We start from the raw sequence: 13,614 nt of genomic DNA, 5'->3' as shown, positions 1-13,614 counted from the left end.
CGTTCACACCGTGCCGTTTGTGCTTGTGGGAGTAGTCGGCCCGGCCGTCGCCGACCCGGTCGCACTCGGCGAGGGTGCCGTCCAGCAGGGCGAAGCCGGGATCGGTCTCGCGCAGGACCTTCAGTAGGCCCGGGGCGCGTTCGGCGAGAAGGTGGATGACCGAGGTGGTGTAGGCGTGAGCGGTGGACTCGCTGATCCCGAACCCGGCCGCGATCTTCGCCAGGGTGGTGTGCTCGCGCAGGTACACCAGTGCCGCCGTCGCACGCTGGGACGGGCGAAGCTTGCAGCGGCGGTCACCCTCGCGGGTGACGACGAGCATGGTCACCCAGTCCACGAGCGCATGCGGCAGGTCGAGTGCGGCAGGATAGATGACCAACAGGGCCTCCGAGCAGTGTTGTTGAGACGTCAGACATCTCGATCAACAGCTCGGGGGCCCTGTTCGTTGCGGTCGCAGCCCGTCACCCGATCGGTGGCCATCTCGAAGAAGCTCAGTGATTGGTTGATCTGTGCTTGCGCGCTCCGTGGGCACCCCTACAGTTACGAATTGAAAACGTCTGGTCAGGCCCTGCGACATCCGATTGACGAAGGAAGTGTCCAGGTCGTTCATTGTCCCGATGATCCGGAAACGAGCCGGAACCCAGAGATTCTGTCGGTCTGGCGTGGATTCGAACCACAGCTCCACTGGTGTCGTCTGGAGATGCCGGGCGTCGCAAGAGGACAGTACGGTGAACAAGGAACCGATCGCTTTATCGATGTCGGCTCGGTTGAATTCATCGATGAATAGCCAGCAGCCTGGTACCCGGAGAGAGACTCGTCGCCCGCTTCCGCCTCGGATTCCTCTCCTTCGTCCTGCCGGACGACTTGGGCGCACTGTAGGGCAGCACGGGTAACTGCGCCATGGGTTGCACTCAGCCCACCATCGACGGCTGGGCGGGAAACCACCGACGACGTGATATGGGGACCATTCGCTGGTGGCAGTGGTCTCGATCAGTTGGACCTCGAAGGCGTCTGCGAGTAGACGCGCCAGCGTGGTCTTGCCGGCTGTGGAACGCCGCACGCGCGGCCGCTTTCTCCAGCCGAACCGCAGGGGGCTACACCTGCACCATCTCCGCCGGGGCTTTCGGATGACCGCGCCGCCGAAGCCGCACAACGATGGCATAGGCATCGTCCTGCCCGCCGCGTTCCGCGCCTTCCACACCCTCCAGGAGCCCGCCTACCGCGCGTACGTCGAAGCCCACATCACCCAGGCGGAGACCCATGGCATCGTGGGCCGGGCCTTCGGTGAACTGGCCGGCCACTGGTCACAGACCATGCTGCGCACCGACCCCGCCGCGTACGCCTGGGACCTCTTCACCGCTACCGTCCACGAGTCCGCCGACAGGCTCGATATAGGTTCCGCGATTCTGTGAGCATTTCCGCGTGATCATGAGCACCGTTTGGACATTCCCGCGCGATCATGGACAGCGGTGACGTTCAGTAGTCGTCGGTTACTTGTGATTCTCCCTTGGCCACCTGGGGACGCCTGGATTTCTTGCCGTTGGAGGACTGGTTTAGGCTGCCTCCGTCCTCGGCCAGGAGGACGGCGTGCCAAGGAGGGACAGCAGATGCCGCAAGCGGGATATACGACCGGCCCAGCGGACAAGCCGCAGCACCGGTCGCTCAGCGCGGCACAAGAAGCCGGTCGCATCGGGGCGGTGCGGCGTTACGACATCCTCGACACCCCGCCAGACGGCGCGTTCGACCGCGTCGCGGCGATGGCGGCCCGACTGTTCAAGGTGCCGGTGGCGAGCGTCACGATCGTGGACGAGGACCGGATCTGGTTCAAGGCGGCCCACGGCCTGGACGGCGTGAGCGAGATCGGCCGGGAGCCGGGCCTGTGCGGTTCGGCAATCCTCTCCGACGAGACGCTGGTAATCCCGGACACTCTCACCGACCCCGTCGCCTGCGACAACGCCCTGGTCACCGGACCTATGGCGGTCCGCTTTTACGCAGCCGCCCCGATCATCACGCACGACGGCCACCGGTTGGGCACCGTCAACATCCTCGACACCAAGCCCCGTCTGATCACCCAGGACGACACTGCCACCCTCGCTGACCTGGCCGCGATCGTGCTGGACGAGATGGAGATGCGCCTGGCGGCCTTGAACGCCCTGCGCACCGAACAAGAACGGCGCGTCGAGCAGGAGGAGGCCCGCGAGCGCGCGGAGCGTGACACGGCTGCCATCCAGGCGTTTGCCTCCACCCTCCAGCGCACCCTGCTACCACCGGCCCTGCCGGTGGTACCTGGTCTGGAGCTCGCCTGCCACTACGCCACCGCCTCACCGCAGGACGTCGGCGGCGACTTCTACGACGTCTTCCCGCTCGACGGCAAGAGGTGGGCGTTCTTCCTCGGCGATGTGTGCGGCAAGGGCCCCGAGGCCGCCGCCGTCACCTCCCTTACCCGCTACACCCTGCGCGCCGCCGCCCTGATCGACCCGGACCCCGACACCGTGCTCACCGCGCTGAACACGGCGCTGCTGCTCGATCCGGCCGTTGGTACCCGGTTCTGCACGGCCGTCTTCGGCGTGTTCGAACCGCACGAGAAGGAAGGATTCACCGTCACGGTAGCCACCGGCGGGCACCCCCCGGTCTACCACCTGCGCGGCCAGGCCACGGTACAGGCGGTGCGCCCCAAGGGCGGCATGCTCATCGGCGCCCTCGCTGAGGCGCACTTCGCCTCCCACACCCTCCACCTCGCCCCAGGCGAAGGACTGCTGCTGTACACCGACGGACTGACCGAGGCCCGCACCCTCGGTGGGGGCATGCTCGGCGAAGAGGGCCTGGCCGCTTTCCTGGTCGCCCGCACCGCACCGGTGAGCGCGCCGGCAGTCGTCGAGGACACCGTCGCCCTTCTCGACGCCACGCCTCACGGGGCCGGCGACGACGTCGCCCTGCTGGCCCTGTCCGTCCCACTCGCCGATGCTGGGGCCAGCCTCACCGCCAGCGCCACCGTCCACACCATCGCCCCCGCCGGCGAGATGCCGGAGAGCTGCCTGTGACCGCCTTCCGTCTCACCGCACAGCACACCGACGGTGACCTCGCTCTGGCCCACATCGCAGGCGAACTCGACGTAGTCACCGCACCCGAACTGCGCGCCCACGCACTGGCCCTGATCGAACAAGGCCACCGCCACCTGATCCTGGACCTCGCAGCCGTCACCTTCTGCGACTCCTCCGGCTTCAACGCCCTAGTCGGCATCTACCGCTGTGCCAAGACCGCCGACGGCACCCTGGTCCTTGCCGCCGTCCCTGACCGCCTTGAGCGGCTGCTGGACCTCACCGGCCTAAACACCCTGCTGCCCGCCCACCCGACCGCCGCGCACGCCCTCGTCGCACACACCCGCAGCCAGGACACGGCCACCGCTTAACCCCCACCGACGGCACGCTCCTGATCGCGCTGAGCGTCCCGCCCGCCGCTTACGACCTCCTTGTTGTGCTCCAGGCCGACCACGAGCGGGACGCACCCTTCTTGCGACCCCGACACCAGAGCCGACTACCGCCAGTGAACGCTGCCCAGGATCCGGCAAGCGATTTTGCTCAAGATCACCGCGAACGAGCGCTGCTCATGAGACGCGGATTCCGGTGTTCCCGCGGGATTGAGTGCTCAAGAAGTCGCGACCCCTACAGCAGGTTCTAGGTTTCACAGTTCCCCAAGCGCTTCCGCGTGATCATAAGCACCGTTCAAGCATTTCCGCGTGATCATGGGCAGCGGTGACCTGTCGGCCTTTCCACCCAGGACACGGTCGCAAGGTCGCCGCGATGATGGGGAAGGGATATCCGTCGAAGTGGTCGGGCCGGCTCGCACGGCTGTTGTTCGGCCGTACGGGCCGACCCGGCCAGGAGCCGGAGCTAGAGGTTCCAGTGCATCGGGCTGGAGGCCCACCATGCGGCGGGCTTGTTGCTGAAGACGGTCCGGAGCATCGTGATCATGGGGTGTTCACCTTCTTCCGGGCTGGTGGCCGACGGGGGGTCCTGGGGGTGCGGTGGAGGGTGAAAGGGCGTGGGGTGGTGCTGTCGGTCACGATCGGGCGTGTGTCGCCCCCGGTGACGGTCAGGTGAGAGTCGGCGGTCAGGGCGCTGACGGCTTCGGTGATCAGATCGTGGGCGAGGGACGCTCCGGCGCAGACGAACGGGCCGGCGCTGTAGGGCAGGTAGAAGCCGCGCCCGCCCGGTTCGTCCCAGCGTTCGGGTCTGAAGACCTCGGGACGGTTCCAGTGGTGTTCGTCGTGGTGCAGCAGGTAGGGGCTGACCGAGAGAACCGTCCCGGTCTCGAAGGGGTGACCGGCGAATTCCATGGGCCGGGGCACGGCGCGTCCCACCATCCAGACCACGGGGCGGTGGCGCGCGGCCTCCCGCACGACCCGGTCGGCGGGCCAGGGCCAGGGGGCGCGGGGGGTGTGGTGGAGAGCGGCCAGCAGTACCGACCACGCCACCGAGTAACCGGTGACGCCCACGAGCGAGCGGAACAGCAGCAGGTACAGCGAGGTGACTGCTTCGTCGGTGAGCTCCTTAGGGCACGCGTCGAGGACGGAGTCCAGCACGTCACGAGGCCCGCCGGTACGGACGGTTTCCTTCCGGCGCTCTCCCACCTGTTCGATGAGGGCCGGCCGCAGCCTGTTGCGCAGCACCTCGACCGCTGCTCGCTGGCGTACGGTGGGCCGGCGGGCCATCAGGCCGCCGTGGACGGCTTGCTCCAACCGTCGGCGGAACCCAGGCGGGGCATCGGGGTGGAGCAGCAGGTCCGACAAGCCCCGGTACACCAGCCCCACCGCAGCCTCGGGCCACTGGCTGGCCGCGGGCAGTCCGTCCACCTCCCGGGCCACCGCCGCGCGGTACTGGGGCATACCGGCCTGCAGCGTGTCCCGTTCGGCGCGGCCGAGACCGACCTGGGCCGACCGTGAAGGCAGCAGCGTCCCGAAGAACGGGGACAGGCCGGAGTTGAACTCCGCAGAACGCAGCACGACGCGCGCCAGGTCGGTGTCGCCTACGCACCAAGAACCCCACGGAAGGCGGAACACACCGGCCGGATGGCGGCGGGAGAAGTCCTCGATGAATCCCAGCGGATCCCGTCGGAACCGTCCCATCTGCGTGATCACCCGATGGTCTCCTTTCGCATGCCCGCCGGGCGGCGGTCAGCGGTGGTGCGCCGGTTGTGGTGGTCAGGTGCCGTCGTCGCTCAACGGGGACGGCAATCTGCGACGATCGTCCAGGTGGATGACCCCACGTGGGGCTCTTCTCCGCCCTTGACCCAAGCATTGGTCTGCCAGAGGTGGTCCCCGTGGCGGACGGTGGTGCCGGATCGGTAGAAGGCTTCCGGCGTCCAGTCGATGACGCCGTCGCAGGTGGTGTCCTCCTCGTCGTCGCCGTCGTCCTGCGGGGAGAACTGCGCGATCGTGGGGGTGGTGGCCGCATGGCCGGTCGGCGCGCTGATGACCAGTCCGGTGAAGGCGAGGGAGGCGGCTGCGGCGAGCATGGCGGCGAAGGTCTTGCGGGAACGATGCGGCATGTTGCCTCCCGAGGTGAGCGAGCGTTGAAGGAGGCCCGGAACGTCCGAGGCGGGCCCGATGACTGCCCGTACCGTAGGGCTGTTTCTGCACTGGAGCCGGGTATCTGCCGGCAGGCCACCCGAATGAGCTATACGGATGGTGAGGGAACAGTTCCATCCGCGGAAGATCGGTGCTTTTCCGCATCGCGGCAGGATCTCCGTGATTCGCCAACTCGTCCTCCAGGCCACTACGTCATCGCGAAGGCACCCGGCTATCACGACAAGACAGCCACCCGCCTGGTCACCGAAGCCGGCTCTTCTCCGGCCTGACCTGGTAGCTCATCACCGTCCAACTCCCCATGGAGCAGGCCCAGATGCGCGGCGGTGGCTTGTTCTCTTCTGCCGAGAGTCTGCGAGTGATCGTCACGCGTGTAGTGACGTGTGATCTGCGCTGTTGTTACGAGGAAGGGGGGAGCCGTCGGTGGGGGAGGCTTCGTCCGCGCGTCGCCCCTTCCGCGTGTCATCTTGCGTACCTCCCTGTTGCCGGGCACCGGACGGGCCCGGCAACCTATGCGCCTGGAGCTGAAGTGTCTGAACTGACGAAGGTCGACCACATCACGTACGCCTGTGCGGCGGGCAGCCTCGAACGGTGGACCTGGTACCACATCGAGATCGAGGGAGGCACCCTGATCAACCGGATCGACGACGTCCGGCCCCAGGACCCCGACAGCAGCATGAAGATCTGGTGCATCGACTACGGCGGTTTCGGCATCGCGCTGGTGGAGGGCATCGACCGGGCGGGCCAGTCCCAGGTGACCCGGTTCGTCGAGCGGCACGGTGACCACGCCTGCCAGCACGTGGCCTACGCCTGCACCGACCTGGACGCCTTCCGTGCCCGTCTGGAGGAGAGGGGGTGCCGCCCGCGCGGGAGCACCCTGGTGCGCCACGACGGATTCGGCGTGGTGAAGCAGATGTTCGCCAAGGGGTACGACGACAGCTGCGCCGGGGAGGCGTCGTTCGCCGAGTACGTGGAGCGACCCAGCGCTATGGACGGTTCGGCGATCACGTTCTCCCAGGAGGCGGGCAAGGGTTTTTACGAGCAGATCGAGGAGGCCATCGCGACCGCGGATCGTGAGTCGTTCGTCGACTTCGCCACCATGCCGGAGGGATGGCGGGTTCCGGAGCCCTCCCCGCAGGCCGTCCCGGCCGTGGAGCAGCCTTCCGGGAAAATCGATCTGTCGGTCGGTCCCGAGCTGAGCCACCTCAAGGCCGTGGCCCTGACGCCGCCCCTGCACGACTACCTGATCGAGCACGGGCTGCCCGCCGACCCCGTGGGGTGGAAACTGCGCGCCCACACCGAGGACATGGACCCCGAGCTGGCCCGGATGCAGGTCCCCGTGGAGGAAGGGGCCCTGCTGACGCAGCTCGCGCGCCTGACCGGAGCCCAGGCGGCTATCGAGATCGGCACCTTCACCGGCTACTCCGCGATGTGCATCGCCCGCGGTCTGGGACCGAACGGCCGTCTTCTGACCTGCGACATCAGCCGCGAGTCCATGGACGTCGCCGAAACGTTTTGGCGCAAGGCCGGTCTCGAAGACCGGATCACCTCGCACGTCGGGCCCGCCCTCGGCCTGCTGCGCTCCCTGCCCACTTCTCCGCAGTACGACCTCGCGTTCATCGACGCGGACAAGGAGGGCTACATCGCCTACTGGGAGGAACTCGTCCCCCGCATGCGCCCCGGCGGCCTCTTTCTCGTCGACAACGTCCTGTGCCGCGGTCAGGTCCTGGACCCCGACGCCACCCCGCGCGCCACGGTGATCCACGCCTTCAACCTGCACGCGGCGGCCGACCCGCGCGTGGAGATCGTCATCCTCCCGATCTCTGACGGCCTCACGATCGCGCGCGTCACCCCGCCCGCCGACACACCCCCGCCTGACCACCATCAGCCACAGAAGACCCTTCCCGAGCCCACGGGCGTATCCCCCGCGGACGAGGAATCGGCAATCCGGTTGATGCTGCGGCAGAACTTCCGTAATAAAGATCAGACCTTCAACGTGGCAAGCCGGAAGGGCACGTGCACAGTGGTCGGCTCCCTGGCACGCCTGCCCGCCCGGCATTATCAACCGCTCCAACGGGTTCGACGGGCTTTCGTACCCGGGATCCTTGCCAAGCGACCACACCTGGCAGCAGGGGCGCTACGCGTTCGGCCTCGCCTCGTACGCGGCCATACGTCCGCCCGCTGCCGACTTCGACACCCCCAACCAACCGGGTCGATTCTCGCCGGCGAGGGCCCGCCGCGCTCGTCATCGAAGGGCGCCGTGCGATCGATGGGCAACCAGTCGCGCGCCCTGATGGTCATGTCCGTGCCACCCGCATACCGGGTGGGCATCATCCGCCCGCCTTAAGGACGTTCCTGAGGCGCTGGAGCACGGGAGAAACGCTTTCATGCATCACCGCACCACCGTGGCGGGCTTCGCCGCGGTTCTCGCCCTGTCCACGCTCACGATTCCGGTGGCCGCCCAGGCGGATGACTTCTCGGGCGACATCAGGATCACGAAGGTGGTCGTCAACGGAGGGAAGAACATCGTCCTGGGGGCCAAGGAGGTGAAGACGTTCACCATCGCGGTGACCGCTACGGACAACTCGGGCATTGAGACCGGAAACACCTTCCCGATCATGGGGCACACGCCCCTCCCGAACGGCGACTACTGGGGTCTCGTGATCCCCGACAACATCGCGGGCAAGTGCGTGCGCCAGAGCTTCACCACGACCACCTGCACCCACACGCTGAAGATCAGCCCGCGCGGCAGTGTCCAGGACAACACCACGACCGGGACCTGGACCGTGAGGGCCCATGTCCTGGCCAACGACGGTGACTACTACACCAAGAATTCCGCCGGGAAGGCGAAGGTCCTGCGCAACGCCAAGCTGACGGTGAACGCCTCGCCGGAACCGGTGAAGAAGAACAAGGCGATCACCGTCACGGGTGCTCTGACCCGCGCCAACTGGGAGACCTACACGTACGGGGGCTACGCCAAGCAGCCGGTGGCGCTCCAGTTCAAGAAGAGGGGCACCAGCGCCTACAAGACCCTCAGGCCCGTCAGGACGGACAGCAAGGGCAACGTGAGGACGACGACGAGGGCCACGGCGGACGGCTACTTCCGCTACTCCTTCGTCGGCACGTCCACCAGCCCGGCGGTCGCCTCCGCGGCGGATTACGTCGACGTGAAGTAACTCTCGGGAGGATCATCCGTCCTCCCGCAAGCACAGGAAACCCGCGAGTCCGCGATGACTACGCGTCGATGCCCGGCCGCGCGGCCGGGCATCAGCGCCGGCGCCACCTCCGGTGTTGACGCCCGATCGCGGCCGGCATGTTCGCTCCCGTACGTCTGCACCGCAGTCCGAAGGTACGTACGCGCGAGCCCTAGGATCGAGGCCGCCGCCGGCTCTACTGCTCGGACCAGTGCGGCACCCGCTACCGCCGCTCGGTACGCCCCGCTGCCGACAACGGCGCCTTCGTCGAGGCGTCGCTGGTCGAACTCACCCGCGCTGCCGCCCAGTTCGACCTGACCGGTGACCGTCCCGAGCGGGACCTGGCGCTGCTCGTGGAGTGCGAGAAGGCGTCCCCTGCCGCCCAAGGGCAAGCGTCTGCCGATGGCGAAGTAAAAGCTGCTTACGGACTTCGCCGAGGAGAGTCGACGGCCGCTGCACCGCCTCGAGTCCGGGACGGCACAGTTCCTCAGGCACGTACGCGGCCAGGACCCGCAGCAGCTACTGCACGGCCTGGTCGGAGTCGTCGGCGTCCAGCCAGCTCGTCTTCACCATGTTCCGCTTTCAAGCCGGGCACGTGACCGGCACCGCGCACACGCAGATCACCATCACAAGGGCCGAGCCTCCCGGAAAAGACCTGCATGAACTTATCGTTCTCGACCAGGCCGACAAGCACTTGGATCATGTTGCTGATGTCGGCATCGCAGACGATGACGCCGTCCGAGACGGACGACTGTGCCAGCAACGACTCGCATGTCCGCGTCCTCGAGGGAGGAATCCACACGGTACGGCCCTTTCGGGCGAGTTGCCGGGTAAAACTGTGAGCTGGTGTCAGGACCGGTCGGAAGAAGGAGCGCGGATGGACATCATTGGAGTGGGTTTCGGACGCACGGGCAGCACGTCTCTCAAAGCCGCTCTGGAGCGGCTGGGGTTCGGTCCCTGTCATCACATGACGGATCTGCTGCGGCTCCCCGAACGGGCGGACTTGTGGGAGGCAGCCGCCGATGGCGAGGAGGCGGACTGGGAGGCCCTGTTCGCCGGTTTCCGTTCAACCGTCGACTGGCCGGGCACCGCGTTCTGGCGCGAGTTGGTCGCCCGCTACCCGGACGCGCGCGTCATCCTTTCGGTCCGGGACCCTGACCGGTGGTACGAGAGTGCTCGCTCCACCATCGGTCGTGAATTGCGTCCGGGCACGTGGCGGCCCGAGGCTGTACCGCTTCTGCGAGTGGTCGAGCGCGTCGTGTGGCAGCGCACGTTCGACGGCCGGTTCGGTGAGCCAGACCATGCGAAGCAGGTCTTCACCGACCATGCGGCTCAGGTGCGTGAAGCTGTCGAACCGGGCCGGTTGCTGGTCCATGAGATCAGCAAGGGGTGGGAGCCGCTCTGCGCCTTCCTCGGCGTGCCGGTCCCGGACGAGCCTTTCCCGCGCCTCAATGACCGTGTTTCCTTCCTCAGGCGACATGTGCCGGAGGCATGAGCCCGACTGGACAGCCCGGTCTCCGCACGGAGTGATCTTCGGCAGGCGGGGCGCCTGCAGCGGAGAACTGCCAGCGCACCGCCCCTGCGGTTTTGCGGTTGCTCAGCCATGCCCAGTATCAATACGCACGCCTGTTCCAGCGCACGGCCCCTGGACGTTTGCAGTTCCGTGCGCCGTCGCTTCCGCCTCCCACGCTCCGGGGGCGTGGCCCAAAACTGAATGCCGTGCTGTTGGCCGTCCCTACTAGCCGATGTTCGCACTGATCTCAGTTGTGCAGCACCTGAGGAGTCAGGGGGTGTCATGGCAGTGCGACGCAGAGCATTCATCACCGGTGTGGGAGTGGTGTCCCCGGCCGGGGGATCGGCCGCCCTGCACGTGACGGGGCTGCTGCGGGGGACCGCTCCGGCGGAGCCTTTGGCCGGAGAGGGCTTCGAGGCCGTCTCCCGGCCGATCGGCTATCGGGTACGGGGGGACGACGGCCCCGGTCGGCCCGGTGAAGCGCGCCATGTCGCCCTGGCGGCCCGTGCCGTGGCGGAGGCCATCGGCCAGGCGGGGCTCTCGGTCGGCGAACTGGCGCGGACGGATCTGGTGGTCGCCACCGCGATCGGTGGCCTCGCGGAGGTGGAGGAAGGTTTCCGCCGTGGGGATCGCCCGGCCGCCGGTGACCTTGGTTTCGACCTACTGACCCGGCATGTACGAGCCGTGTGGGGCATCGGCGGGCGGCCCTTGACCCTGTCGACCGGATGCACCGCGAGCATGGACGCGCTCGGCGCCGCGGTGGACTCCGTCACCGCAGGCCGTTCCCGGCGCGCTCTGGTCGTGGCTGCGGACGCGCCGCTCACGCCGGTGGTCGTGGCGGGCTTCCGCAGTGCGGGGGCGCTCTCCGCCCGTGAGGTCCCGGCGACCGGGGCGTCCTGTCCCTTCTCCCGCCACCGGGACGGTTTCGTGCTCGGTGAGGGAGCCGCGGCACTCGTCGTGGAGGACGAGGGGACCGCCGCCGCGGCGGGGCGCCCCGGCCTGATGGAGGTGTGTGGCTGGGGTTCGGTTTCCAGCGCCTTCCACATGACGGCGCTGCGCACGACGGGCCAGGACATCACCCGGGCGATCCTCCAGGCGCTCGCCGACGCCGGGCTCTCCCCTGAGCTGATCGACTGCGTGGACGCGCACGGCACCTCGACCCCGTTCAATGACGCGGCGGAGGCTGCGGCCTTCCAGGAGGTGTTCGGGCCTCGGGCCCACCGGATACCGGTCGTCGCCCAGAAGGGCGTCACCGGTCACGCGCTGGGCGCCGCCAATCTGCTGGAGGTCGTGGGAGCGGTCGGCTACACCCGGCTGGGCCTGCTCCCTCCGACCGCCAACACGGTAAAGGAGACCCTCGACGTGCCCCTCGACCTGGTGCTGGAGACGCCACGGCCCCACAGTCCGCAGTACGTCCTCAAGACCAGCAGCGGCTTCTCCGGACTGCACAGCGCCTGTGTCCTGCGGGTGTTGCCGTGAACCCCGCCGGGGCCGCCGGACCCCGAACCCTGGACCTCCTGGACGAGCTCACCGTCCTGGACCTGGTCCGGCTGCTGCCCGGACCCGCCGAACGGATGCGCGGCACTTCCGCCGACGGCCCCGCGGTACGGGGACTGGACCGCGATCCATGCCTCCATCCCGCTGTCCCGCCGAAGCTCGGACGACGCATCGACCCCTTCACGGCGCTCGCCCTAACCGCCGCGGCGGAACTGCTTGCCCGGCTGCCCGCCCTGAGGCCCGGGCGGACCGGACTCTTCCTGGCCAACCTCCTGGGCGGCTGGAGCTACGCCGAGCGTGAGCTGGCGATCCTGCGCGATCGCGGCGGACGCTGGGTGCATCCGCACTTCGTCACCGCCTGGTTCCCCACTGCCGCCCAGGGGGAGGTCTCCATCGCCCACGGCCTGCTGGGCCGCGCCAAGACGACGACGGGGGGCCCGTCGGCCCTGGGCGAGGCGTTCTGGCTGGCCCGCGACGCCTTGGAGCGCGGCGTGGTCGACAGCGTACTGGTGGGAGCGGTGGAGTCGGCGTCGGGCCGACTCGTCACGGAAGCGCTGCGCGCGGTGGAAGAGCCCCCGCACGCGCCGGTGGAGGGTGCCGTTCTCTTCGCGCTCGGCCGCCCGGCTCCGGCTCCGAACGGTCGCACGGGACCCGGGACGTTGCGCGATCTGCGGTACGACCCCGCCGAAGCTCCGTCGCCAGGATGGCCACAAACGTTGGGGTACGCGGTCGCGCTCGCCGACGCTCTCGAACACCACGGCGCCCTGGTCGCGGACGTGACCGAGGACCGGGGCGCCGCCGGGGGCCGGCAGGACCGGGACGCTACCGCGTGCGCGGCCCCACGGGCCGTCGACGCCGACCTGGGCGGGGGCTACCGGGTGACCGTCCTGCCGCACAGCAGTGAAACCACCGACGCGGGCGCCGCTCCGGGTTCCATAACGGATGCCACCGAGCCCTCACCCGCCCTGGCGAGGGCCATCGAGCACGCCGACCCCGCGGAGGACCACGCATGAGTCTGCCACTGACGGGACGCACCGCCCTGGTCATCGGGGGCAGCAGAGGCATCGGCCTGGCCAGCGCGGCCGTACTGGCGCGCCTGGGCGCCACCGTGGTGATCACGGCCACGACCCAGAAGGGTGCTGATCGTGCCGCAGAGCGGATGTCCGCCACCGGACCGACCGACGTGGACGGCCTAGTCGTTGACGTGCGCAGCTCCCGGGCGGTCGACCTCCTCTTCGATCGGCTTCTCGCCCGCCACCACGGTTGCGACATCCTGGTCAACAGCGCCGGCATCACCCGGATCGCCCCGGGACGCGACACACGCCCGCAGGACTGGGACGAGATCATCGCAGTCAACCTGACCGGCAGCTTCCTGACCACCCGGGCCTGGCTGGCACGCGGTGGCGCGCTCGAACGCGGCTGGGGGCGGGTGGTCAACATCGCCTCCACCGCGGGCAAACAGGCCGCCCCTATGGGCATGGCCTACGCCGCGAGCAAGCACGGCGTCCTCGGCATGACCCGGACCCTCGCCGTCGAACTCGCGGGCACCGGGGTCACGGTGAACGCCGTCTGCCCCGGACTGGTCGAGACCGACATGAGTACCGGCGTGCGCGAAGCGCTCACCGCCCTCACCGGCGGCAGTCCCGAGGAGGTGCTGCGGCGCCGCAACGCCCTGGTGCCCCTCGGACGGCACCTGTCCGCCGAGGAAGTGGCCGAGACCGTGGGCTTCCTCGCCGCCGCCCCCACCGACGCCGTCACCGGACAGGCGTGGAACGTCTGCGGCGGCCTGGGCACGTACTGACCCGCGTTCCGCCGCCGTTCGCACCCCG

The 13,614-nt window shown here is 68.6% G+C and carries 13 protein-coding genes; 9 read left to right on the top strand and 4 right to left on the bottom strand.

The annotated features are described in order from the left end of the window. Together ACIQAK_RS28375 and ACIQAK_RS28370 are read right to left on the bottom strand one after the other, a co-directional pair. Window positions 1-376 (bottom strand): transposase family protein (locus ACIQAK_RS28375; RefSeq protein WP_401849272.1); only part of this gene is annotated, 376 nt, incomplete at its 3' end. Window positions 377-418: 42 nt separating this feature from the next. Then, window positions 419-1,159, bottom strand: coding sequence for an AAA family ATPase (locus tag ACIQAK_RS28370; protein ID WP_401849270.1), 741 nt, complete (start codon window positions 1,157-1,159; stop codon window positions 419-421). On the opposite strand from ACIQAK_RS28370, the gene ACIQAK_RS28365 reads away from it, so the two are divergent. The 3 genes from ACIQAK_RS28365 (at window position 1,125) to ACIQAK_RS28355 (ending at window position 3,406) form a co-directional block, all read left to right on the top strand. Beyond that, window positions 1,125-1,409 (top strand): hypothetical protein, encoded by a 285-nt coding sequence (locus ACIQAK_RS28365; protein ID WP_366391737.1) that lies wholly within the window; start codon window positions 1,125-1,127, stop codon window positions 1,407-1,409. The two genes, ACIQAK_RS28370 and ACIQAK_RS28365, sit on opposite strands and share 35 nt — an antisense overlap. 195 nt (window positions 1,410-1,604) lie before the next feature. Continuing rightward, on the top strand, window positions 1,605-3,038 hold the full coding sequence (locus ACIQAK_RS28360; protein WP_366391738.1) for a GAF domain-containing SpoIIE family protein phosphatase: 1,434 nt from the start codon (window positions 1,605-1,607) through the stop codon (window positions 3,036-3,038). Next, entirely contained in the window at window positions 3,035-3,406 is a 372-nt protein-coding gene (locus tag ACIQAK_RS28355; protein ID WP_366391739.1) for an STAS domain-containing protein, read from the top strand. The genes ACIQAK_RS28360 and ACIQAK_RS28355 overlap by 4 nt, the downstream gene beginning before the upstream one ends. Before the next feature lie 558 nt (window positions 3,407-3,964). Here the strand turns inward: ACIQAK_RS28355 and ACIQAK_RS28350 are convergent. Then, window positions 3,965-5,134, bottom strand: a complete 1,170-nt coding sequence (locus ACIQAK_RS28350; RefSeq protein WP_366391740.1) for a cytochrome P450 — start codon at window positions 5,132-5,134, stop codon at window positions 3,965-3,967. Window positions 5,135-5,214: 80 nt separating this feature from the next. Then, window positions 5,215-5,544 (bottom strand): hypothetical protein, encoded by a 330-nt coding sequence (locus tag ACIQAK_RS28345; protein ID WP_366391741.1) that lies wholly within the window; start codon window positions 5,542-5,544, stop codon window positions 5,215-5,217. A 566-nt stretch (window positions 5,545-6,110) separates the two neighbouring features. On the opposite strand from ACIQAK_RS28345, the gene ACIQAK_RS28340 reads away from it, so the two are divergent. The 6 genes from ACIQAK_RS28340 (at window position 6,111) to ACIQAK_RS28315 (ending at window position 13,586) form a co-directional block, all read left to right on the top strand. Continuing rightward, on the top strand, window positions 6,111-7,928 hold the full coding sequence (locus ACIQAK_RS28340; RefSeq protein ID WP_366391742.1) for a class I SAM-dependent methyltransferase: 1,818 nt from the start codon (window positions 6,111-6,113) through the stop codon (window positions 7,926-7,928). Between the two features lie 40 nt (window positions 7,929-7,968). Further along, window positions 7,969-8,757, top strand: a complete 789-nt coding sequence (locus ACIQAK_RS28335) for a calcium-binding protein (protein ID WP_366391743.1) — start codon at window positions 7,969-7,971, stop codon at window positions 8,755-8,757. A gap of 895 nt (window positions 8,758-9,652) precedes the next feature. Beyond that, the gene (locus ACIQAK_RS28330; RefSeq protein ID WP_366391744.1) at window positions 9,653-10,270 is read left to right on the top strand and encodes a sulfotransferase family protein; all 618 of its coding nucleotides are present in this window, start codon (window positions 9,653-9,655) and stop codon (window positions 10,268-10,270) included. 300 nt (window positions 10,271-10,570) lie between these two features. After that, a complete protein-coding gene (locus tag ACIQAK_RS28325) occupies window positions 10,571-11,767 on the top strand; it encodes a beta-ketoacyl-[acyl-carrier-protein] synthase family protein (protein WP_366391745.1) in 1,197 nt (398 codons plus the stop codon). Further along, window positions 11,764-12,798 (top strand): beta-ketoacyl synthase N-terminal-like domain-containing protein, encoded by a 1,035-nt coding sequence (locus tag ACIQAK_RS28320; RefSeq protein ID WP_366391746.1) that lies wholly within the window; start codon window positions 11,764-11,766, stop codon window positions 12,796-12,798. The genes ACIQAK_RS28325 and ACIQAK_RS28320 overlap by 4 nt, the downstream gene beginning before the upstream one ends. Next, complete coding sequence (locus ACIQAK_RS28315; RefSeq protein WP_366391747.1) at window positions 12,795-13,586, top strand: SDR family NAD(P)-dependent oxidoreductase; 792 nt, start codon at window positions 12,795-12,797, stop codon at window positions 13,584-13,586. The genes ACIQAK_RS28320 and ACIQAK_RS28315 overlap by 4 nt, the downstream gene beginning before the upstream one ends. Window positions 13,587-13,614 lie beyond the last annotated feature (28 nt).

It is taken from the genome of Streptomyces sp. NPDC088706 (assembly GCF_044752765.1).
In the GTDB taxonomy this organism is placed as follows: domain Bacteria; phylum Actinomycetota; class Actinomycetes; order Streptomycetales; family Streptomycetaceae; genus Streptomyces.
The sequence above is the reverse complement of the archived record's forward strand: the minus strand, read 5'-3'. Positions and strand labels throughout refer to the sequence as shown.